This window comes from Streptomyces sp. NPDC085927 (assembly GCF_044540975.1).
In the GTDB taxonomy this organism is placed as follows: Bacteria; Actinomycetota; Actinomycetes; order Streptomycetales; family Streptomycetaceae; genus Streptomyces; species Streptomyces hirsutus.
In genome coordinates, this window is record NZ_JBITSN010000006.1 from 100,651 (window position 1) to 122,979 (window position 22,329).

Annotated in this window: 16 protein-coding genes and 1 pseudogene; 4 read left to right on the plus strand and 13 right to left on the minus strand. The window is 71.8% G+C overall.

Annotated elements, in window-relative coordinates:
- Positions 1-46 precede the first annotated feature (46 nt).
- The 4 genes from ACIF80_RS17695 to bldG all read right to left on the minus strand — a co-directional run bounded on the left by ACIF80_RS17695 (position 47) and on the right by bldG (position 4,649).
- Entirely contained in the window at positions 47-640 is a 594-nt protein-coding gene (locus tag ACIF80_RS17695; protein WP_399805486.1) for a small secreted protein, read from the minus strand.
- A 193-nt stretch (positions 641-833) separates the two neighbouring features.
- Positions 834-3,239, minus strand: coding sequence for a sodium-translocating pyrophosphatase (locus ACIF80_RS17700; protein ID WP_399805488.1), 2,406 nt, complete (start codon positions 3,237-3,239; stop codon positions 834-836).
- 520 nt (positions 3,240-3,759) lie between these two features.
- Positions 3,760-4,194 carry an ATP-binding protein gene (locus ACIF80_RS17705; protein WP_399805490.1) on the minus strand — a complete coding sequence of 145 codons (435 nt, stop codon included), beginning with the start codon at positions 4,192-4,194 and terminating at the stop codon, positions 3,760-3,762.
- A 113-nt stretch (positions 4,195-4,307) separates the two neighbouring features.
- The gene (bldG, locus tag ACIF80_RS17710) at positions 4,308-4,649 is read right to left on the minus strand and encodes an anti-sigma factor antagonist BldG (RefSeq protein WP_003991900.1); all 342 of its coding nucleotides are present in this window, start codon (positions 4,647-4,649) and stop codon (positions 4,308-4,310) included.
- Positions 4,650-4,728: 79 nt separating this feature from the next.
- Here bldG and ACIF80_RS17715 point away from each other — a divergent pair, with 79 nt between their 5' ends.
- Positions 4,729-7,254 carry a DEAD/DEAH box helicase gene (locus ACIF80_RS17715; RefSeq protein WP_399805492.1) on the plus strand — a complete coding sequence of 842 codons (2,526 nt, stop codon included), beginning with the start codon at positions 4,729-4,731 and terminating at the stop codon, positions 7,252-7,254.
- 80 nt (positions 7,255-7,334) lie between these two features.
- Here the strand turns inward: ACIF80_RS17715 and ACIF80_RS17720 are convergent.
- From ACIF80_RS17720 to ssd, 7 genes and pseudogenes are all read right to left on the minus strand, one after another.
- Positions 7,335-7,850: pseudogene (locus ACIF80_RS17720) on the minus strand (Rv3654c family TadE-like protein); the annotation flags it as partial.
- On the minus strand, positions 7,847-8,212 hold the full coding sequence (locus ACIF80_RS17725) for a TadE family type IV pilus minor pilin (RefSeq protein ID WP_399805494.1): 366 nt from the start codon (positions 8,210-8,212) through the stop codon (positions 7,847-7,849). The pseudogene ACIF80_RS17720 and the gene ACIF80_RS17725, both read right to left, overlap by 4 nt.
- Entirely contained in the window at positions 8,199-8,408 is a 210-nt protein-coding gene (locus ACIF80_RS17730; RefSeq protein WP_399805496.1) for a DUF4244 domain-containing protein, read from the minus strand. The genes ACIF80_RS17725 and ACIF80_RS17730 overlap by 14 nt, the downstream gene beginning before the upstream one ends.
- A 100-nt stretch (positions 8,409-8,508) precedes the next feature.
- On the minus strand, positions 8,509-9,297 hold the full coding sequence (locus ACIF80_RS17735) for a type II secretion system F family protein (protein WP_399805498.1): 789 nt from the start codon (positions 9,295-9,297) through the stop codon (positions 8,509-8,511).
- Positions 9,294-10,145 (minus strand): type II secretion system F family protein, encoded by an 852-nt coding sequence (locus ACIF80_RS17740; RefSeq protein WP_399806115.1) that lies wholly within the window; start codon positions 10,143-10,145, stop codon positions 9,294-9,296. Before ACIF80_RS17740 ends, ACIF80_RS17735 begins: the two co-directional genes overlap by 4 nt.
- Positions 10,146-10,281: 136 nt before the next feature.
- On the minus strand, positions 10,282-11,484 hold the full coding sequence (locus ACIF80_RS17745) for a TadA family conjugal transfer-associated ATPase (protein ID WP_399805500.1): 1,203 nt from the start codon (positions 11,482-11,484) through the stop codon (positions 10,282-10,284).
- Between the two features lie 242 nt (positions 11,485-11,726).
- Positions 11,727-12,833 (minus strand): septum site-determining protein Ssd, encoded by a 1,107-nt coding sequence (ssd, locus tag ACIF80_RS17750; RefSeq protein ID WP_399805502.1) that lies wholly within the window; start codon positions 12,831-12,833, stop codon positions 11,727-11,729.
- Between the two features lie 564 nt (positions 12,834-13,397).
- Between ssd and ACIF80_RS17755 the strand changes: the two genes are divergently transcribed.
- Positions 13,398-14,243, plus strand: coding sequence for an HAD family hydrolase (locus tag ACIF80_RS17755; protein ID WP_399805504.1), 846 nt, complete (start codon positions 13,398-13,400; stop codon positions 14,241-14,243).
- A gap of 467 nt (positions 14,244-14,710) precedes the next feature.
- Here ACIF80_RS17755 and ACIF80_RS17760 read toward each other — a convergent pair whose 3' ends face one another.
- On the minus strand, positions 14,711-15,574 hold the full coding sequence (locus ACIF80_RS17760) for an oxidoreductase (RefSeq protein WP_399805506.1): 864 nt from the start codon (positions 15,572-15,574) through the stop codon (positions 14,711-14,713).
- Positions 15,575-15,668: 94 nt separating this feature from the next.
- A complete protein-coding gene (locus ACIF80_RS17765) occupies positions 15,669-16,940 on the minus strand; it encodes a hypothetical protein (RefSeq protein WP_399805508.1) in 1,272 nt (423 codons plus the stop codon).
- A 482-nt stretch (positions 16,941-17,422) separates the two neighbouring features.
- On the opposite strand from ACIF80_RS17765, the gene ACIF80_RS17770 reads away from it, so the two are divergent.
- A complete protein-coding gene (locus ACIF80_RS17770) occupies positions 17,423-20,035 on the plus strand; it encodes a bifunctional SulP family inorganic anion transporter/carbonic anhydrase (RefSeq protein ID WP_399805510.1) in 2,613 nt (870 codons plus the stop codon).
- Positions 20,036-20,199: 164 nt separating this feature from the next.
- Positions 20,200-22,197, plus strand: coding sequence for an acetate--CoA ligase (gene acs, locus ACIF80_RS17775; protein WP_399805512.1), 1,998 nt, complete (start codon positions 20,200-20,202; stop codon positions 22,195-22,197).
- The last annotated feature ends 132 nt before the right edge of the window (positions 22,198-22,329 follow it).

Genomic DNA, 22,329 nt, shown 5'->3' on the forward strand with positions numbered 1-22,329 from the left:
GCTCCGGGGGTCGCGGGGGTGAGGGCGGCTGTGCGCTGTCGCGCCGTCAGCCCGTCGTGGCCTGCGCCGAACCGGTGGCCGTCTTGCAACTGGCCTGCCGGGCCATCGCCTCGCCGACCTCGCCCTCCTCCAGCGTCTTGAGGGCGTCGTTGCCGCTCTTGCTGAGCTTGTCCAGCTCGGTGGCGATGTCCTTCAGGCCGTCGGCGAACTTCGCCTGGTCGTCCGTGTCGAGCCCGTCGACCTGCTTCTTCAGGGAGGCGTACGACGAGGAGATGCTGTTGAGCTCCTTGACCGCGTCCGTCTGCTTCTTCTCGCCGTTCTCGACGTCCGGCGCTCCCGCCTTGGTCACGGCCGCACCAATCGCCTTGTAGGCGTCGGACATGTCCTGGAAGGCTTTCGAGTCGGTCTTCTGGACCTCTTCCGGGGTGCTGTTGTCCGAGGTCTCCTTCTGGATGGCGGCGTTGGCGGACTGGATCTTCTTCGCCTGCGGCTGCACCGCGCCGCAGACCTGGTCCGCCCAGGAGTTCAGCTTCTCGTTGTTGTCGTCACTGCTGCCGCATCCCGTCAGCGCCAGTACCAGTACCGCGCCGCCGGACAGCGCGGCCGCGAGCTTCTTGTTCACCGGATCGGCCCCTTCCATGGCTCCCGGCCCCGGAACATACACGCCAGATGCGCGACATCTCCCCGCCGAACGTCCGTTAAGATCACCTTTGAAGCCATTTGCACCATCGAGAGAAGGCTCACGACGGGGGCGCGCGTCGCACGGCGCGGGCGGGCGACGCGTCGTCAACACGCGCCGCCCGCCCGTACCTTGAGCCAGTTCGGTGGCTGGTCTACGAAACCACCGCCGGATCGGCCGATGTGGAGTCCGGTTCGGCATCACCTTCGTCACCCATGGCGATCCCGCGCCGTTTGGACACGTACACCGAGCCGACGATCACCGCCAGGGTGAGAACCGCGATCAGCACCCGCACGCCGACGTTCTTGTCCGCGCCGTAGGAGAACTGGATGACCGCGGGCGCGATGAGCAGCGCCACCAGGTTCATCACCTTCAGCAGCGGGTTGATGGCCGGCCCCGCGGTGTCCTTGAAGGGGTCGCCGACGGTGTCGCCGATGATGGTCGCCTCGTGGGCCTCGCTGCCCTTGCCCCCGTGGTGGCCGTCCTCGACGAGTTTCTTGGCGTTGTCCCACGCGCCACCGGAGTTGGCGAGGAACACCGCCATGAGCGTGCCCGAGCCGATCGCGCCCGCCAGGAAGGCGCCGAGCGCCCCGACGCCGAGCGTGAACCCGATGAAGATGGGTGCCATCACGGCCAGCAGACCGGGTGTGGCGAGTTCGCGCAGGGCGTCCCTGGTGCAGATGTCGACGACCTTGCCGTACTCCGGCTTCTCGCTGTAGTCCATGATCCCGGGCTTCTCGCGGAACTGCCGCCGCACCTCGAAGACCACCGAACCCGCCGACCGCGACACCGCGTTGATCGCCAGCCCCGAGAAGAGGAAGACGACCGCCGCGCCCGCGATGAGTCCGACGAGGTTGTTGGGCTGCGAGATGTCCATCATCAGACTCAACGGCGCGCCCTCACCGCTGAGCCGTTCGCCCACGTCCCGCGCACCGGTGGTGATGGCGTCACGGTACGAGCCGAACAGGGCCGCCGCCGCGAGGACCGCCGTGGCGATGGCGATGCCCTTGGTGATGGCCTTGGTGGTGTTGCCGACGGCGTCCAGGTCGGTGAGCACCTGGGCGCCGGCGCCCTCGACGTCGCCGGACATCTCGGCGATGCCCTGAGCGTTGTCGGAGACCGGCCCGAAGGTGTCCATCGCGACGATCACACCGACCGTGGTGAGCAGGCCGGTGCCGGCCAGCGCCACCGCGAACAGCGCCAGCATGATCGACGTACCGCCGAGCAGGAACGCCCCGTACACGCCGAGGCCGATCAGCAGGGCGGTGTAGACGGCCGATTCGAGCCCGAGGGAGATCCCGGCGAGGACGACGGTGGCCGGGCCGGTGAGCGAGGTCTTCCCGATGTCCTTGACGGGACGCCGGGTGGTCTCGGTGAAGTAACCGGTGAGCTGCTGGATCAGGGCGGCGAGCACGATGCCGATGGCCACCGCGACGAGCGCGAAGATCCTCGGATCGCCGTCCTTGCCCTGGATCGCCGCGTCGGTGACGCCGTCGAGGCCGGCGTACGACGACGGCAGATAGCTGTACACGGCGATCGCGACCAGGACGAGTGAGATCACCGCGGAGATGAAGAAACCGCGGTTGATCGCGCTCATGCCGCTGCGGTCGGCGCGTCTGGGGGCCACCGCGAAGATGCCGACCATCGCGGTGAGGACGCCGATCGCGGGCACGAGCAGCGGGAAGGCCAGTCCGGCGTCACCGAACGCGGCCGAGCCCAGGATCAGCGCGGCCACCAGCGTCACGGCGTACGACTCGAACAGGTCGGCCGCCATGCCCGCGCAGTCGCCGACGTTGTCGCCCACGTTGTCGGCGATGGTCGCGGCATTGCGCGGATCGTCCTCCGGAATGCCCTTCTCGACCTTGCCGACCAGGTCGGCGCCGACGTCGGCGGCCTTGGTGAAGATGCCGCCGCCCACTCGCATGAACATCGCGATCAGCGCGGCCCCGAGCCCGAAGCCCTCGAGAACCTTCGGCGCGTCGGCCGCGTACACGAGCACCACGCAGGCGGCGCCCAGCAGGCCGAGCCCGACGGTGAACATGCCGACCACGCCGCCCGTACGAAAAGCGATCTTCATCGCTTTGTGCGAGACCGCGGTGAGATCCTTTTCCGGCTCCCCGGGAGCCGGTGTCGCCTCGCGGGCCGCCGCGGCGACTCGCACATTGCTGCGGACGGCGAGCCACATACCGATGTATCCGGTGGCCGCCGAGAACGCCGCTCCGATCAAGAAGAACACCGATCGTCCGGCACGCTGATTCCAGTCGTCCGCGGGCAGCAGCAGGAGCAGGAAGAACACGACCGCGGCGAATACGCCGAGCGTGCGCAGCTGGCGGGCCAGATAGGCGTTCGCGCCCTCCTGGACCGCCGCGGCGATCTCCTTCATTTTGTCGGTGCCCTCGCCGGCCGCGAGGACCTGGCGCACCAGGACCCCTGCGACGGCCAGTGCTGCCAGTGCTACGACCCCGATGAGCACCACGAGCACACGGTTGCCGTCGGTCAGCACGGCAGCCGCGAGGGAGATGGGTTGGCCCGGCTGATGTGAGAGGGAAAGCCCCGCCATTCGTCCTCCTTGACGCTTGGGCTGAGCTCAAGATGTGGACGGGATTGTAGGTACCAGGAACCTGATCAAAACAGAGTGCGTTAAATGTAAATAGCCGCACATGCTCTTCGCACAATGATCGCCGGACGACCCAGGAACCGAAATCCGTAATGCCACTGGGGCATTCGACGGGATCATTCACCTGATCAGGCGAATGATCCTTTCAGTGATCGCACAAAAATCTTTTCGATCATCCGTCTGATCGTGAATCAATTCACGCGGTGAACGGTACCGCGGACCGCTCGCACCGGGGCTGCTCCCACCGGGGCCGCTCGGCGGGGACGGCCGGCACAGGGACCACTGTAGGCGCGGGCGATGACACCCGCACACGCCGAAGGGCCCCACAGGTGGGGCCCTTCGGTATGGGTCGCCATTCGGGTGAAGCGAGCGAATCGGGTGATTCCGGCGCACTCAGGTGAAATGCGTGCAATCGGATGAGACCGGCGCAGCCGGGTGAGCCGGATACGTCCGGTCGGCCGAGTCAGACGGGGAAGGTGGCCGGCGGCGTGGTGGACCACCTCATGCGGATCGATCCGCCGTGCTCCCCGGCACTGACCTCGACATCGTCGACGAGCCCGCTGATGACCGCGAGGCCCATCTCATCCTCCTCGATCTCGGCCTCGGTGGCCCCGGACCCGCCGGGCGTGCGCCCGCCGGGAGTCGCGTGGGGCGCCTCGTCGCCGACCTCGATGGAGAACTGCTTCTCCTCCTCGATCAGCAGCACCTTCACAGGGGCCGAGATTCCGCTGTGCTGGTGCAGTCCGACGGCACGTGTGCACGCCTCACCGACGGCGAGCCGGACCTCGTCGAGGACCGCCTCGTCCACTCCGGCCCTGCGCGCCACCGCTGCCGCCACCAGTCGGGCGGTCCTGACATGCTCGGGCAGCGCGCTGAAGCGGAGCTCAACGGTGGCCATGCATCCCCCTCGCAGACTTCGGGCGTGCTGTGGGGGAGGCACCGGGCCGCCGAAGAGCCCGGTCCTCCTCGTACTTCACTGCTCTCCCGGGCGCGGACGCCCGGGACCGGTGATCAGTCGGTGGCCGCCACCGCTTCCTCGACCGAGGTGTGAATCGGGAACACCTTGGTGAGGCCGGTGATACGGAAGATCTTGAGAATGCGCTCCTGGTTGCAGACCAGGCGCAACGAGCCCTCATGGGCACGCACACGCTTCAGGCCGCCGACCAGCACGCCGAGTCCGGTTGAATCGAGGAAATCCACACCCTCCATGTCGACGACAAGGTGGAAACTGCCGTCATTCACCAGCTCGACCAGCTGCTCGCGCAGCTTGGGCGCGGTATATACGTCGATTTCGCCACCGACCCTGACGATCGTGCGATCGCCCATGGTCTCGGTCGACAGGGACAGGTCCACGGATCCTCCAGCACCTAGCTATCGAGCGGTCGCCCTTGGGGCATCTCGGCTCAGCCCCCGGGACGGTTCGCCAGCCGCGATGGCATTCAATCACTTACCGGCAGGCGTGCACGACGCCTTGGCCCCATTGTCCGTCATGCCGGTGACACACTCGGTGCCGATGGCCAAGAATCTCCGACCCGATCGGCCCCCGACGGACAGCGCTCCCCAGCCCTCGCCGGGAGCGCTCCTCGACCGGCTCGCCGCCGGGCCGAGCAGGGCTTCGCGCATTACTCATACGGAGCACTTGCCCCCGCGCGCGGGTCGCCATGCCGTCTGGCCGGACCGGATCCGGGCGGAAGTGCTCGCCGCCGTGCAGGCCGCGGGCATCGACCATCCGTGGGCCCACCAGGCACGCGCCGCGGAGCACGCCCTGGACGGCGAGTCGGTCGTGGTCGCCACCGGTACCGCCTCCGGCAAGTCCCTGGCGTATCTCACGCCGGTCCTGTCGGCGCTCCTGGACGGCTCCGAGGCCCCGAACGGCCGCGGTGCGACCGCCCTCTACCTGGCTCCCACGAAGGCCCTGGCGGCCGACCAGTGCCGTGCTGTGAAGGAACTTTCACAACCTCTGGGCCATTCGGTGCGCGCGGCGGTCCACGACGGCGACACTCCGTTCGAGGAACGCGAGTGGATCCGCCAGTACGCCAACTACGTCCTGACCAACCCGGACATGCTGCACCGGAGCGTCCTCCCGTCCCACGCCCGCTGGTCCTCCTTCCTGAAGTCGCTGAAGTACGTCGTCGTCGACGAGTGCCACACCTACCGGGGCGTCTTCGGCTCGCACGTCGCCCAGGTGCTGCGCCGGCTGCGCCGCCTCTGCGCCCGCTACGGGGCCTCGCCCGTGTTCCTGCTCGCCTCCGCGACCGCCGCCGAGCCCGCGGTCGCCGCCCGCCGCCTCACCGGCCTGCCGGTGGTCGAGGTCGCCGACGACGCCTCCCCTCGCGGCGAACTGGTGTTCGCCCTCTGGGAGCCTCCACTGACCGAGCTGCACGGCGAGAAGGGCGCCCCCGTCCGCCGTACCGCCACCGCCGAGGCCGCCGACCTGCTGACCGACCTCACCGTGCAGGGCGTCCGCTCGGTCACCTTCGTACGCTCCCGGCGCGGCGCCGAGCTGATCTCGGTGATCGCCCAGGAACGCCTGGCCGAGGTCGACCGCTCGCTGGCCCGGCGGGTGGCCGCCTACCGGGGCGGCTATCTCCCCGAGGAGCGCCGTGCCCTCGAACATGCCCTGCACTCCGGCGAACTCCTCGGACTCGCCGCGACGAACGCCCTGGAACTCGGCGTGGACGTCTCCGGCCTGGACGCCGTGGTGATCGCCGGCTACCCGGGCACCAGGGCGTCCCTGTGGCAGCAGGCGGGCCGTGCGGGACGGTCAGGGCAGGGTGCCCTCGCCGTCATGGTCGCCCGCGACGATCCTCTGGACACCTTCCTCGTCCATCACCCCGAAGCCTTGTTCGACCGGCCCGTGGAATCCACCGTCCTCGATCCCGACAACCCCTACGTGCTCGCCCCGCACCTGTGCGCGGCGGCCGAGGAGCTGCCGCTGACGGACGAGGACCTGGAGCTGTTCGGTCCGGCCGCCGCGGGGCTCCTGCCGCAGCTGGAGGCCGCGAAGCTGCTCCGCCGCCGGACGAAGGCCTGGCACTGGACCCGCCGGGAACGGGCCGCCGACCTGACCGACATCCGCGGGGAGGGCGGTCGTCCCGTCCAGGTCGTCGAGGACGGTACGGGGCGGCTGCTCGGCACGGTGGACGCCGGCGCCGCGCACACGACCGTCCACGAGGGCGCGGTCCATCTGCACCAGGGGCGCACGTATCTCGTCCGCTCCCTCGACCTGGAGGATTCCGTCGCCCTGGTCGAACAGGCCGCCCCGGCCTACACGACGGTCGCCCGCGACACGACGTCGATCTCCGTGCTGGAGACGGACACCGAGATCCCGTGGGGCGACGGCCGCCTGTGCTACGGCTCCGTCGAGGTCACCAACCAAGTGGTCTCCTTCCTGCGTCGACGTGTCATCACGGGCGAGGTGCTGGGCGAGACGAAACTCGACCTCCCGCCCCGTACGCTGCGCACCCGCGCGGTGTGGTGGACGGTCACCGAGGACCAGCTGGACCGGGCCCGGATCAACCCGGAGGTCCTCGGCGGCGCCCTGCACGCCGCCGAACACGCGTCGATCGGCATGCTGCCCCTCTTCGCGACCTGCGACCGCTGGGACATCGGCGGGGTCTCCGTGCCCCTGCACCCCGACACCTTGCTGCCCACCGTCTTCGTCTACGACGGTCATCCGGGCGGGGCCGGCTTCGCGGAGCGCGCCTTCCACACCGCCGGCGACTGGCTCACCGCCACCCGGCAGGCCATCGCCTCCTGCGAGTGCGAGGCCGGCTGCCCGTCCTGCATCCAGTCCCCCAAGTGCGGGAACGGCAACGAACCGCTGCACAAACGAGGTGCGGTACGGCTTCTCACGGTGCTGCTGGAGGGTGCGCCGGCGAAGGAGAGCGAGGCGGAGGCGGACCGGACGGGGGCGGACCGGACGGGCGGCACGGCGGCGGAGGCCGGCCAGGGGTGAGCGCCGGCCGGCGGACCGGCCGGCCCCGCCCGCGCCCTGACCTCTGCCTCGAACGGTCCTCGTCCCGCGGCCACCGACACGTCCGAGACCTCGCCCTCGACCGTGCACCGCACCAGGCGCGTGCCCTGCGCCCCGGCCACTTGGCCGGCCCGCGCACAGGCCTCCGCCGTACCGTCCATCCACCGGTCCGCCGCCGCCAGCGCGGCGAGGTCCGCACCACCGGCCGCCCGGTGCCGGACCACGACGGCCTGCCCCAGGGTGAGGACGACGCCGAAGACGACACACAGCACGGCGATGGCCCCGACGCTCCAGACGGTCGCGGAGCCCCGGTCGGGGCCCTGTCCGGAACACCGGTGCCGACCTGGACCCCGGGCCGGGTTCCGACCACCGTCCCGGTGCCGGCAGCCGTCCCGGCGGAGGCCGCGCCCGGGTCCGGCCTCCTGCCCGGCCGGTGCGGCGCGCGCCCCGTCGCACTCCCCGCCGGCATGGCGCTCGTGCCCCCGGTCCGGCGGACCGGCCCCACGCCCACTTTCATGCCCTCGTCCGGACACCGGGCCGCTCTGCCGTCGCCGCCGGTCGCGGATCCCGTGCTTCACGTGTCCGCCCCCGCCGTCTCCTCCACGGCCGCCACCGCCTCCTCCCGTACCTCGAAGGGCAGCCCGCGCAGTAACGGGGGTTCGGCCACGACGACCACGCGCACCTGCGTCGCCTCCCGGCTCACGGTGACCTCCGCGCCGGACGGCGCCGCCCGGCGGGCCACCTCGACGACCGCACCGGGAGAATCCTGCCGGGCCGCCGCGCGGGCACCGGTGCGGGCCGCGTCCACGCACCGGATCTGTGCCGCCACCACCAACAGCCCCCACACCAGCGCCATCGCGAACATCACCAGCACGGGCAGCACCATCGCCGACTCCGCCGTCACGAAGCCACGGTCCGAGCGCCGTTCACATCCGGCCATCGAGCGCCTGCTCCACGATCTTCGTCAGCGCCGCGTCGACCGGGCCGCTCGTGACCACCTTGTAGAGCACGACGGCGAACGCCACCGCCGCCACGATGCCCATGGCGTACTCGGAAGTGACCATTCCGGCGTCCTTCCGTGCCGCGCGCATCCTGCACACCAGGGCACGCAACCGCGCCCGTACCACCTGATACATCTCAACCCCCTCAGGGAAAGGTTTTGTTGAAACACCACTCGACTGTCTGTCCGTGCGTCCGTGCGTCCGTTGTCCTGCCGCCGTTTTCGGTTCTCTCCCGTCATCGACCACCTCCTCCCAGCACCCCGCCGGCGAGCCCGATCACCACGGGCAGCACGCCGACCGCGACGAAGGCGGGCAGGAAACACAGGCCCACCGGCGCGGTGACCATGACGGCGGCCCGCCGCGCCCGCGCCGTCGCCTCGCGGGCCCATCGCGCGCGGGACTCCGCGGCGAGCCGCGCGACGGGCGCGGCCATGGGGAGCCCGGACACGTCGGCCCGTTCCAGCAGCCGGGCCAGGGCCGCGGTTCCCGGAACGGCGGCCAGCCGGCGCCAGGCCGCGTTCGGTTCCCCGCCGAGCCGCACCTCCGCCGCGCCTCTGGCCAGCGCGTCCCCGACCGGCCCGCCCAGGGCCTCGCCGACCGCCTGCGCGGCGGGCACGGGCCCGGCGCCGGCCGCGATGCAGGCGGCCAGCAGATCGGCGGCAAGGGGGAGTTGTCGCGCCGCGCGGGCCGCGGCACGTTCCCGCTCGTGCGTCCCGGCCGCCGTCTGCCGCAGGCGCCACCGCCACAGTCCGGCGGCTCCGGCCAGCCCCACCAGCACTCCGGCGGGACCGCCCAGCAGCACCCAGCCGGCGCAGGCCGCTCCCGCCGGGGGCAGCCACTCGCGCGCGCCTCTCGGCACCGTGAGGCGTGGCCGGGCCGCCGCCTGTTCCACGGCCAGCGTCTCGGCCAGTCGTCGTCGCAGCCGGCGCTCGCACCGCGCGTGGCGCAGCCACCAGGCCGGCCAGCCGAGCGCGGACGCCGTCCCCACGACGATCCCCAGCCCGTGGAAAACGTCGCCGTTCATGCCGACGCCTCCTCGGCACCCCGCATGATCCGCAGCACCCACCACAGCCCCAGGCCTTCCAGGACCCCGCCGGCTCCAAGGCAGCCGAGCCCGGACGGGGTGTGCAGGAGGATGTGCAGGGGGTCGGCCCCGAGGGCCGCGCCGAGCCCCAGCCCCAGGACGGGGAGCCCCGCGAGCATCACCGCGGTGGCGCGGGCGCCGGCCAGCTGGGCACGCAGGTCGGCACGCTGGTCCCGTTCGGCACGCAGCGCCGCTTCCAGCCGGTCGAGTCCGGCCGCGAGCCCCGCCCCCTGGTCCACGGCGACCCGCCAGCACGCCGCGAGCCCGCGAAGCCCTTCGGCGCCCGGCTGGCGCGCCGCCACCACGAGTCCGTCCGGGACGTCCCCGCCGAACCGTGCGGCCGTCAGCACCGCCGCCTGGGCGTCACCGAGCCCGCCGGAGTCACGCGCGGCCGGTGACAGCGCCTCACCCGGCTGCCGCCCTGCGCGCACCTCCCCGGCGAGGGCCCCGCACAGCGCGATCACCGCGTCGCCCCTGCGTTCACGGACCCGGCGCTCCCCGGCGGCCAGCCGCACCCGCCGCAGCAGCGGCACCCCGGCCGTGCCCGCGACGAGCGGCAGTACCGACGTGCCCAGCAGCGCCAGCACCGCCCCGGCGGCCAGGGCCCACCATTCGGCCCGCAGCCGTCCCCGGATGCGTCCCCAGGCACGGATCGCCCGGGGCCGTCCCGGCGGTCCGCTCCCGGCCGGTGCCCCACCGGCCAGCAGCAGCCGTGCCCGCCTGGCTCCGGCCCGCCGGCCGGCCAGCAGCCACGCGGCGGCCCCGAGGCACGCCGTGGCCGTCCCCATCGACATCCCGGCAGTCCCGTTCACCCTCGGTCCCCTCTCGCCGTCCGCCGCGCCCACCGGTCGAACGACCGTTCGTCAACGGGCTGACCGCCCCGAGGCCGCCCTTCTGCGACCCGGCCTCCCACGAGCCGCCCCCTCACGGTCCGCCGCCGTCACCGGCGTTCCGGAGCAGTTCCCGCAGCCGCTCCCACCCCCGCTCGGGGACGAACGCGTCGGGGCTCCAGCGCAGCGCGGGCACCGTCCGCACCAGCCCCGACGGGTCCCGTTCCAGCACGTGCACCTCAGCGATCCGCCGTCGGCCGGTCCGGTCGCGGACGAGGTGCAGCACCACGGACAAGGCGGCCGCCAGCTGGCTGTGCAGCCCGAAACGGTCGAGTCCGGCCGCCGTGCCGAGCGCTTCCAGCCGGGCGGGTACGTCCGCGGCGGCATTGGCGTGGACGGTCCCGGCGCCTTCGTGTCCGGTGTTGAGGGCTGCCAGCAGATGGACCACCTCGGGGCCGCGCACCTCACCCACGACCAGCAGGTCCGGCCGCATCCGCAGCGCCTGGCGCACCAGGTCCTCGAGCGTGACGAGTCCGGCGCCCTCCTGGTTCGCGGGCCGGGTCTCCAGGCGTACGACGTGCGGATGGTCGGGCCGCAGTTCGGCCGAGTCCTCGGCGAGGACGATCCGCTCGTCCGGACCGACCAGCCCCAGCAATGCGCTGAGCAGGGTCGTCTTGCCGGTCCCGGTACCGCCGCTGACCAGGAAGGACAGCCGCGCGCCGAACAGCGCGCGCAGGATCCGGTCGCCGCCCGGCGGCACCGTTCCCGCCGTCGTCAGTTCGTCCAGGGTGAAGGCGCGGGGCCGTACGACGCGCAGCGACAGGCAGGTGCAGCCGACGGCCACCGGGGGCAGCACGGCGTGCAGCCGCGTCCCGTCGGCCAGCCGCGCGTCGACCCAGGGCCGGGCGTCGTCCAGGCGCCGGCCGGCCACGGCGGCGAGCCGCTGGGCGAGCCTGCGTACGGCCGCCGCGTCCGGGAAGGAGACGTCCGTCAGCTCCAGTCCGCCGCCCCGGTCCACCCAGACCCGGTCGGGTGCCGACACGAGTACGTCGGTGACCGACCGGTCGGCGAGGAGCGGGTCCAGCGGGCCGCTGCCGATCAGTTCGGACCGCAGCTGTTCCGCGGCACCCAGCACTTCGGCGGCACCGAGCACCCGCCCCTGCTCCCGCAGGGCCTGCGCCACCCGCGCGGGCGTCGGTTCGGACCCGCTCTCCGCGAGCCACCGCCGTACCCCGTCGAGCAGTCCGGCGGGCATTCCGGACCCGCCTCCCGACGTCCTCTCCGGCGTAACGGACATCGCTCCCGCCCCCGGCGCCCCGGCCTCGTGCCCGTGCCCCGCCGCCACTGCGTCACGGAAACCCACGGCGGCCACACCGCCGCCCCCGACGATCCCGGCACCCATCGGAACCATGCCCCTGAGCCCCGCCCGAGGCGCCCCGCGCGTCTCCACGGGCACCGTGCTGTCCCGGCCGCCCACCGGCATCCCACGCGGCCCGTGCGGCCCGTGCGGCCCCTCAGGCCTCTGGCGTCCTCCGATGTTCATGCGGCCCTCGCCTCCACCAGCGCCCGCTCCCAGAACTCCTTGCAGAACCGGGCCAACGGGCTCCGGCCGGACGCCCCGGGCGGCCGGCCCGAGCCGGGCGGGTGCTGCAGGCCGGGCTCGACGGGCACGTCGCCGACGAGGGGCAGTCCGAGCAGCCGGGCCACCTCGCGGTCGTCGAGACCGGGTGCGTACGGCCCGCGTACCGCCACCCGCAGGTCGCGCAGGACCATGCCGACGGCGGAGGCGACGCGTCCGGCCGCCGCGACGGCACGCAGCTCGGCGGGGACCACCAGGACCCCGAGGTCGAGTTGCGCGAGGATCTCGGCCACCCCGCTGTCGACGCGCCGCGGCAGGTCGACCACGACCGCGCCGCCCCCGCGCCGGGCCGCGGCGAGCACCGCGCGTACGGCCTGCGGCGGCACGGTGACGCAGTCGCCGCGGTCCCAGCTGAGCACGCGCAGGGAGTGCAGTTCGGGCAGCGACTCCTCCAGGGCGCCGCCGCCGACCCGCCCCCGTGAGGCGGCGAAAGCGGGCCAGCGCAGCCCTTCCGCCGTTTCGCCGCCGAGGACCACGTCGAGTCCGCCGCCCAGCGGATCCGCGTCCACCAGGAGAGTGCGCAGCCCCTCACGCGCCGAGGTGACGGCGAGCGCGCACGCGAGCGTGGAGGCGCCGGCCCCGCCCCGGCCGCCGAGGACACCGACGGTCAGGGCCGGCCGGCCGACGCCCTCGGCCACATCGGCGATGCGGTCGACCAGCCACTGCTCGCCGTCGGGCAGCATCAGCACATGGTCGGCGCCGATCTCGACGGCCCGGCGCCAGACCCCGGAGTCGTCCTGGTCGCGGCCGACCAGCACCACTCCGCGACGCCGCGCGGCACCGCGCACCCGCCGCGCGGCGTCGTCACCGACGAGGACGAGCGGTGCGGCCTCCCAGCTGCCCCGCCGTTCCGGCACCCCGTGATGGACCTCCGGGGTGGCACCGGCCGCCGCGCACAGGCGCAGCAGGTCGTCGAGAAGCCCGGCGTCCTCGGTGACGATCAGCGGTCCGCCCTGCCTGCCTCCTCCGGCGGCGGGCGGCGGATCGTGTGTGACGGTTCCTGCCATTTCCTTCCCCCTTCGCTGCATCTCGCGATGCCTCTGCGGCCCCGCGATTCCCACACATGTGAGAACCGGCGAGCGGCCTCGATATGCACGGCCGGCGGAAACCGGCCGTACGCGACCCGGCAAACGGAACGAGTGGTGAACTCGCCGCAGGCGGACGCGTCGGAATCACGGTGCAGCGATCCGGGAAATCGTGTGGATCTTGGTCAAAAACTGTGGACAGGTTGACGCTTGTGAATATCGCCGTCACCCATACCGGTGAGCCCCGAACAACCCGTGCACGAATCCCGCAGAGCAGCCTTACGGCTACACAGGGTGATGAATCATGGGCATGACAAAGAAGCCGAGACCCGGTCGACGGGCGGCGTCCCGGCCGTACCGAGAAGGAGGAAAAACCCACCTGGACATGCGACGACCCCCGCCGGGGGGGAGAGCGGGGGTCGTCCCCACGGCCGACTCGGGGGGGGAGGAGCCGGACCGGGTTAGCACGGTCGCGAACGATCCGTGACTTCCATGGTGTACCCGAGAGCCTTCTCAGGCAAACCCACACGCCACACCTTACGCCGAATGGGCTGCGCCTATGCTCAGGGCGTGGAAAACCACTCACTGCCCCGCGCAGCCGCCTTCTTCGATCTGGACAAGACGGTCATTGCGAAGTCGAGCACGCTCACGTTCAGCAAGTCGTTCTACCAAGGCGGCCTGATCAACCGCAGGGCAGTCCTGCGTACCGCATATGCCCAGTTCGTCTTCCTGGCCGGCGGCGCCGACCACGACCAGATGGAGCGGATGCGCAAGTACCTGTCCGCGCTGTGCCGCGGCTGGAACGTCCAGCAGGTCAAGGAGATCGTCGCCGAGACCCTGCACGACCTGATCGACCCGATCATCTACGACGAGGCCGCCACCCTCATCGAGCAGCACCACACCGCCGGCCGGGACGTGGTGATCGTGTCCACCTCGGGCGCCGAGGTGGTCGAGCCGATCGGCGAACTGCTGGGCGCGGACCGGGTCGTCGCCACCCGCATGGTCGTGGGCGACGACGGGTGCTTCACCGGAGAGGTGGGGTACTACGCGTACGGCCCGACGAAGGCCGAGGCGATCAGGGAGCTGGCCGAGTCGGAGGGCTACGACCTCTCCCGCTGCTACGCCTACAGCGACTCGATGACCGATCTGCCGATGCTGGAGTCCGTGGGCCACCCGCACGCCGTGAACCCGGACCGGGCGCTGCGCCGCGAAGCCGTCACGCGCGAGTGGCCGATCCTGGACTTCCACCGGCCCGTCCGGCTCAAGCAGCGCCTCCCCGCGCTCTCCGTCCCGCCCCGCCCGGCCCTGGTGGCGGTCGCCGCCATAGGAGCCGCCGCGGCCACCGCGGGCCTGGTCTGGTACGCCAGCCGACGCCGCGTGACGGTGGCCTGACCGCCCTCACGAAGGCGCACCGGCCGGGCCGGTTTCCGTCCAGCGCACCGGCGCCCGATTGGCATGCCTTTGAACCCAAAAGTAAAGAAGCAGGCCTCCCACTTCCGCTTGCTTGGAACCTGGAGTACAAAGGACTCAACGGCCCGCGAGACCAAGGACATCCGAGAGGATCACCTTCACAACGCATTTGGCCCCACGGACCGAGCATGGTCACAGGGCACCCACGCGACGTCGACCCGTCGATTACGGGCCAGCCGCACCAGGAACGGGCAAAGTTCCCGGCCTGATGGGCATATATCGAGGACGCTTGGTAACCAGGTGGACGTGCCAGCGGCGGTACGAGAATTCGTACCGCCGCATCTCTGCGCGACTGCCGCGCAAACGCCTCTCGAATGATTTACCGCTTCACCGCTTTACCTCTTTACCGCCTTCGCGTCTTCGCTCCGCGCGCAGGCCGGCCCCGCGCGTTATGCCGCCCCGCGCTGCAGCGCCTCGCACACCGCCATGGACTCCCGCGCCCCCAGCTCGACCGCCCGTCCGCAATGGGCGATCCAGGCGGCCACGCCCTCGGGGGTGCCGGAGACATAGCCCTCCAGAGCCGTCAGATAGGCCTCGCGGCCCAGTTCTGCGTGGCCGACCTCGGCCGGGCAGACCGACTTCGGGTCCAGTCCGCTGCCGACCAGCACGATGCGCTCGGCCGTACGCGCGAGAAGGCCGTTGGAGGAGGTGAAGGGGCGCAGCGCGAGCAGCTCGCCGTGCACGACGGCGGCCGTGACCAGCGCCGGGGCGGAACCACCCCCGATGATCAGCTCGGCCAGGCCTTCCAGCCTGCCGTGCGCCTCCGCCGCGCCGGGCAGCGGGAGGCCGATCAAGGGCTCGTCGACCGGCTCGCCCTCCTTGCGGGGCCGCCCGACCTGGTCGGCGCGGTCGGCCGCCGCCACCAGGTGCAGCCGGGCGAGCACCCTCAGCGGCGACTGCCGCCAGATGGTCAGCAGCTGGCCCGCCTCGGCGGACAGCCGCAGCGCGGCGCCCATCGTGCGTGCCTCGTCGTCGGTGCCGAAGTCGCTTCGCCTGCGCACCTCCTCCAGCTCCCAGTCCGCGCCGGACAGCGCTGCCGAGCCGCGGGCGCCGCGCAGCGCCGCCTCGGAGGTGATCTCGTTGCTGCGCCGCCGCATGACCCGGTGTCCGTAGACCCGGTCCACGGCCTTGCGCACGGATTCCACGGAGTCGGCCACACCGGGCAGCGAGCCCAGGGCCGCAAGGGGGTCTCCCCCGCTCGAGCTCTTCCGAGAGCTTGGGGGAGGATCGGCGGTCGCTCCTGTCGTACTCATGAGTACGACATTACGCACCCCGGGTGTCCGCTCCCCGACGGAGTGGCCTTCTTCACGCCGGGCCTCCGGCGGAAGCCGCGCCGAAGGCCGCCGCTCACCCCTTCGGCGCGGGCGCCCCGGGCACGCCCTTGGGGGCCGGAGCGGGGGCGGCGGACAAGAAGGACTTCCAGCCCTGCTTCGGGCTCTCGCCCACGTTCAGGGTGCGCAGCTTCTCCAGGGTCTGCGGGTCCTGGGCGTCCAGCCAGTCCGCGAGCTGCCGGAAGGAGACGCAGCGGACGTCGGGCTTGGTGCACACCGCCTCGACGGTCTCCTCGACGGCGCGCATGTAGGTGCCGCCGTTCCAGGACTCGAAGTGGTTGCCGATGATCAGGGGCGCCCGGTTGCCGTCGTAGGCCCGCTGGAAGCCCGCGAGCAGGCCGTCCCGCATCTGGTCGCCCCACAGGTCGTGCTTCGCGGGGTCGCCCTGGGTGGTGGTGCCGGACTGGTTGACCATGAAGTTGTAGTCCATGGTGAGCTGCTCGAAGGAGTGCCCGGGGAACGGCACCAGTTGCAGCGACAGATCCCACAGACCCTGCTTCTTCTTCGGCCACACCTGGTTGTTGACGCCACTGGTGTCGTAGCGGAAGCCCAGTTCGCTCGCGGCCTTCGTGAAGTTCTCCTGGCCCTCCAGACAGGGGGTGCGGGCGCCGATGAGCTCCTTGTCGTAGTCGAAGGGCAGCGGGGCCTCGTTCTTCATGCCGGTGTGCGTCTTCCAGGCCTTCACGAACCACTTGGCCTGGGCGATCTCATCCTTCCACTCCGCCACCGACCACTCGCCGACCCCGCCGTCGGCGCCGCAGAAGTGGCCGTTGAAGTGGGTGCCGATCTCGTTGCCCTCCAGCCACGCGAGGCGCAGCTGCTCCACGGTGGCGGCGATGCCCTCCGCGTCGTTGAAGCCGATGTCGGAACGGCCCGGCGAGTGCTGCGGCGGGCGGTACAGGTCGCGCTTCTCCTCCGGGAGCATGTACACGCCGCTCAGGAAGTACGTCATGGTCGCGTTGTTCTCCTTGGCGACCGTGCGGAAGTGCGAGAAGAGCTTCTGGCTGTCCTCACCCGCACCGTCCCACGAGAAGACGACGAACTGCGGGGGCTTCTCACCCGGCTTCAGCCGCTCGGGCTTCGTCAGGTGCGGCTGCGCCCCGGTGTACGCGGTGGAGCCGTCGCCGATCAGCCGGACCGCACTCTCCGGTGCCGGCGCCGGGTTCACCTTCTCGACACCGGACGACTCCTTCCCGGAGCCGTCGGTGCCGGTTCCGCAGCCGGCGAGCGAGGCGGCGCAGACCGCTGTGATCACGGTGCCCACGGCGATCCTTCGGGTGGCGGCCATGCCCGCCCACCTTCTTCCTTCTCTCGGGCCAACCCTGGCGGGGATGTCAGGTGCTGTGCCGGCCCGCGCCGGCAGCGCCGCCAAAGTCGCACGGGGGCCGAGAAGGAATTAATACGACAAGCCGATGAAATAGCTGCTTCACCCACGAAGGTGATTCATTACCCCATTTGCCGGGAAAGTCTATGCCTGCCCTTTACTCTGAATTACGATCCGTTTACTGACAGTTGGGATCCCTCGTCATCGAGACGCCTCATCGCCGTTGACCGGTCCCGTCCGCCCTCTGATCCCATCCTCGATTTCGCCCCTGATTCCGCCGCTACCAGACCTCGCAGTTGCCACACCCGTCGTTGCCGGATCCCGCCGTCCCGACGCCGTCCCGACGCCGTGCCGACGCCGTGTCCCCGGCCACGTCCGCCCCCGCTCCCGCTCCCGAGCGGGGCGCCCCTTTCCCCGACCGCGCAGCCCCGGAGGAGACGGGAAGCATGCCAGCCTGTGTTCCCACCCATACCGCCGAGCCGAACCGGCCCGAACGCGCCCATCCGCCCCACAGTCCACCGCACAGTCCGCCAGGCCGGCCCCGCCGCCTGCGCATCGCGGGCGCGGACCTGTCGGCCGCCGTCGCGGTCTTCCTGATCGCCCTGCCCCTGTCCCTCGGCATCGCCCTCGCCACCGGCGCGCCGCTCCAGGCCGGCCTGGTCGCCGCCGCCGTGGGCGGGGTCGTCGCCGGACGGATCGGCGGCTGCCCGCTCCAGGTCAGCGGTCCGGCCGCGGGGCTCACCGTCGTCACCGCCGATCTCATCCAGCAGTACGGATGGCGGACGACCTGTGCCATCACCGTCCTCGCCGGGCTCGCCCAGATCGGGCTGGGCTGCCTGCGAGTGGCCCGCGGCGCGCTCGCCGTCAGCCCGGCGATCGTGCACGGGATGCTCGCAGGCATCGGCGTCACCATCGCCGTCGCCCAGGTGCACATCGTCCTCGGCGGCACCCCGCAGAGCTCCGTCCCCGACAACCTCCGGGCGCTGCCCGCCCAGTTGGCGAACGTGGACCCCGCGGCCGTCGCGGTGAGCGTGCTCACCCTCGCCCTGCTCCTGCTGTGGCCGAAGCTGCCCGGGCGGGCCGGGCGCCTGCTGCGCACGGTCCCTGCCGCCCTCGTCGCCGTCGCCGGGGCCACCGCGACGGCCGCGGCGACCGGTCTCGTCCTGGCCGAGGTCGACCTGCCGTCCTGGCGCAGCCACGCACTCGCCGGGCTCCCCGAGGGGCCCGTGCTCGGGCTCGTCGCCGCCGTGCTCACCACCACGCTGGTGTGCAGCGTGCAGTCGCTGCTGGGCGCGGTCGCCGTGGACAAGCTGGTGTCCCGCCGCCCCGGCCCGGGCCACGTCCCACGCTCCGACCTGGACCGCGAACTGCTCGGCCAGGGCACCGCGAACATCGCCTCCGGCTGCCTCGGCGGCCTGCCCGTGGCCGGGGTGGCCGTGCGCAGTTCCGCGAATGTGCGTGCCGGTGCCGTGAGCCGGAACTCCACGATGCTGCACGGCGTTCTCGTAGTGGTCGCCGCGCTGCTGATGGTTCCGGTCCTGGAGTTCATCCCGCTGGCCTCACTCGCCGCCCTGGTGATGGCCGTCGGCATCCAGATGGTCTCCCTGCACCACATCCGTACGGTGACCCGCCACCGGGAAGCCCTGGTCTACGCCGTGACCGCCGCCGGCGTGGTGTTCGCGGGGGTCCTGGAGGGCGTCGCCCTGGGGATCGCCGTCGCCGTGGGCGTGGCCCTGCACCGCCTCACCCACACCCGGATCACGCACGAGGTGAAGGAAGGAGTCCATCACGTACACGTACGAGGGCAGTTGACGTTCCTCGCAGTGCCGAGACTCAGCCGGGCCCTGCATCTCGTGCCCCAGGGGGCCACCTGCGTCGTGGCGTTGGACGGCTCGTTCATGGACCACGCGGCGTACGAGGCGCTGCAGGACTGGCAGAACACGTACACCGCCCGGAGCGGAGCGGTGGAGATCACCGGCCGTCGGCCCGGAGCCGGCGTCCGGATCGCCGAACCCACGGCCCTCACCTCTTCTCCCACGCCGGACGGGACCGACGAGACCGGCATGCCGTCCGGCGCCGGGTGCCGCTGCCGGCCCTGGACCGCCTGGCGCAACCACCAGTGCGAGCCCCCGCTCTCCGCACCGGACGACGACCGGAGCGGCCACGGCAGCCGGACCGCCGGTGGCACCGGTGCCACCCCTGAGGTCGACGCCGCCGATGACACCGGTGGCAGACAGGGCGGTCACGAGGGGCGGCCGACCCGGCCCGGCACAGGGGACGGTCCGTCGGACACGGACACGGACACGGGCTCGGGCACGGGCACGGGACCTGCCTCCCGCGCCGGGAGCGTGTCGAGTGCCGGTGGGCCGGAGGCGTCCCGGACCGGGACCGACCTGGTGCGTGGGCTCAGTACGTTCCAGCGGAGCACCGCTCCTCTGGTACGCGGTGAGCTGGCCCGGCTGGCGCGCGAGGGACAGCGGCCGACGCAGCTGTTCCTCACCTGCGCCGACTCGCGACTGGTCACCTCGATGATCACTTCCAGCGGTCCGGGGGACCTGTTCGTGGTCCGCAACGTCGGCAACCTCGTGCCGCCACCCGGTGAGGAGAGCGGTGACGACTCGGTGGCGGCCGCCCTCGAATACGCCGTGGACGTGCTGGCGGTGCGGTCCATCACGGTGTGCGGGCACTCGGGCTGCGGTGCGATGCAGGCGCTGCTCGACCCCCGGCCGGACGGCACCTCCAGTGCCCGCACACCGCTGGGACGGTGGCTGCGGCACGGGCTGCCGAGTCTGGAGCGTGTGCGGGACGGGAGCGGGCCCGGGGTGCGACTGGCCGGGCGGGAACCGGCCGACACCGCCGAGCAGCTCTGCCTGGCCAACGTCGTCCAGCAATTGGAGCACCTGCGCGCCCACGAATCGGTGGCCCGCGCCCTGAAGGACGGGCTCCTGACGCTCCACGGCCTCTACTTCCACGTGGGGGAGGCGCAGGTGTATCTCCTCACCGAGGCGGCCGGAGAGCGGGTGTTCGACCGGGTACGGGCCGAGGACCTGGCGCTGTGAGAACCCGCCCTGCGGGCATACGAGGCACTGCCGGGGGTGAACCGCGCAGCGCCGGCGTCCGTGGGTAGGGATGACCCCTGGCCACGGAAGCGGCCAGCCAACTCAAAAGGTCTAAACCACTTTGCCGAGGACCCTTGTCAGCGCACCCCTGGGTCTGATGAGCTGTGGCCTGGGACACAACGGACACTCCGGGAAAGGCAGATGCCGTGAGCAACGAAAGCCTGGCCAACCTGCTCAAGGAAGAACGCAGGTTCACACCCTCCGCCGACCTGGCCGCACACGCCAACGTCACCGCGGAGGCGTACGAACAGGCCAAGGCTGACAGGCTCGGTTTCTGGGCCGAGCAGGCCCGCCGACTGACCTGGGCCAAGGAGCCCACCGAGACCCTCGACTGGTCGAACCCGCCGTTCGCCAAGTGGTTCAAGGACGGCGAGCTCAACGTCGCCTACAACTGCGTGGACCGGCATGTCGAGGCCGGGCACGGCGACCGGGTCGCCATCCACTTCGAGGGCGAGCCCGGCGACAGCCGCACGATCACCTACGCCCAGCTCAAGGACGAGGTCTCCCAGGCCGCCAACGCCCTGCTGGAGCTGGGTGTCCGGAAGGGCGACAGGGTCGCCGTCTACCTCCCGATGATCCCCGAGGCCGCGATCGCGATGCTGGCCTGCGCCCGTATCGGCGCCGCGCACTCCGTCGTCTTCGGCGGCTTCTCGGCGGACGCACTCGCGACCCGCATCCAGGACGCCGACGCCAAGGTCGTCATCACCGCCGACGGCGGCTACCGGCGCGGCAAGCCGTCCGCGCTCAAGCCCGCCGTGGACGAGGCGGCCGGTCGCGTCGACAACGTGCAGCACGTCCTCGTCGTCCGCCGCACCGGCCAGAACGTCGCCTGGACCGAGGGCCGCGACGTGTGGTGGCACGACCTGGTGGGGCGCCAGAGCACCGAGCACGCCCCCGAGGCGTTCGAGGCCGAGCAGCCGCTGTTCATCCTCTACACCTCCGGCACCACGGGCAAGCCGAAGGGCATCCTGCACACCTCCGGCGGCTACCTCACCCAGACGGCGTACACCCACTGGTCGGTCTTCGACCTCAAGCCGGAGACGGACGTGTTCTGGTGCACGGCCGACGTCGGCTGGGTCACCGGGCACTCGTACATCGTCTACGGGCCGCTCGCCAACGGCGCGACCCAGGTCATGTACGAGGGCACGCCCGACACCCCGCACCAGGGCCGCTTCTGGGAGATCGTGCAGAAGTACGGCGTGACGATCCTCTACACGGCGCCCACCGCGATCCGGACGTTCATGAAGTGGGGCGACGACATCCCCGCGAAGTTCGACCTGTCCTCGCTGCGGGTCCTCGGCTCCGTCGGCGAGCCGATCAACCCCGAGGCCTGGATCTGGTACCGCAAGAACATCGGCGCGGACCGCACGCCCGTGGTGGACACCTGGTGGCAGACCGAGACCGGCGGGATCATGATCTCGCCGCTGCCGGGCGTGACCGCCGCCAAGCCGGGCTCCGCCCAGACCCCGCTGCCCGGCATCGCCGCGACCGTCATCGACGACGAGGCCAACGAGGTGCCGAACGGCGGCGGGGGCTATCTGGTCCTCACCGAGCCGTGGCCGTCGATGCTGCGCACCATCTGGGGCGACGACCAGCGGTTCCTCGACACGTACTGGTCCCGCTTCGAGGGCAAGTACTTCGCCGGTGACGGCGCGAAGAAGGACAGCGACGGCGACATCTGGCTGCTCGGCCGGGTCGACGACGTGATGCTGGTCTCCGGGCACAACATCTCCACCACCGAGGTGGAGTCGGCGCTCGTCTCCCACCCGTCGGTCGCCGAGGCGGCCGTGGTCGGCGCGGCGGACGAGACGACCGGGCAGGCCATCGTCGCCTTCGTGATCCTGCGCGGTACGGCCGCGGAGACCGAGGAGCTGGTCGCCGAGCTGCGCAACCACGTGGGTTCCACGCTGGGCCCGATCGCCAAGCCCAAGCGGATCCTGCCGGTGAACGAGCTGCCGAAGACCCGTTCCGGCAAGATCATGCGCCGCCTGCTGCGGGACGTCGCGGAGAACCGTGAGCTGGGGGACGTCACGACGCTGACCGACGCCACCGTGATGAATCTGATCCAGGAGAAGCTTCCCCAGTCGTCCAGCGAGGACTGACCCGAAGCGAGGACCGACCCGAAGACCGACCACCCGGGGAGCGACCCGGGGGCCGGCCCGAAGGGGGTCCCTGGTTTCCCCCTCGGGTCCACCGGTCACGGGCCCGTCCGCGGGCCGCGGAGGCACCCGGCG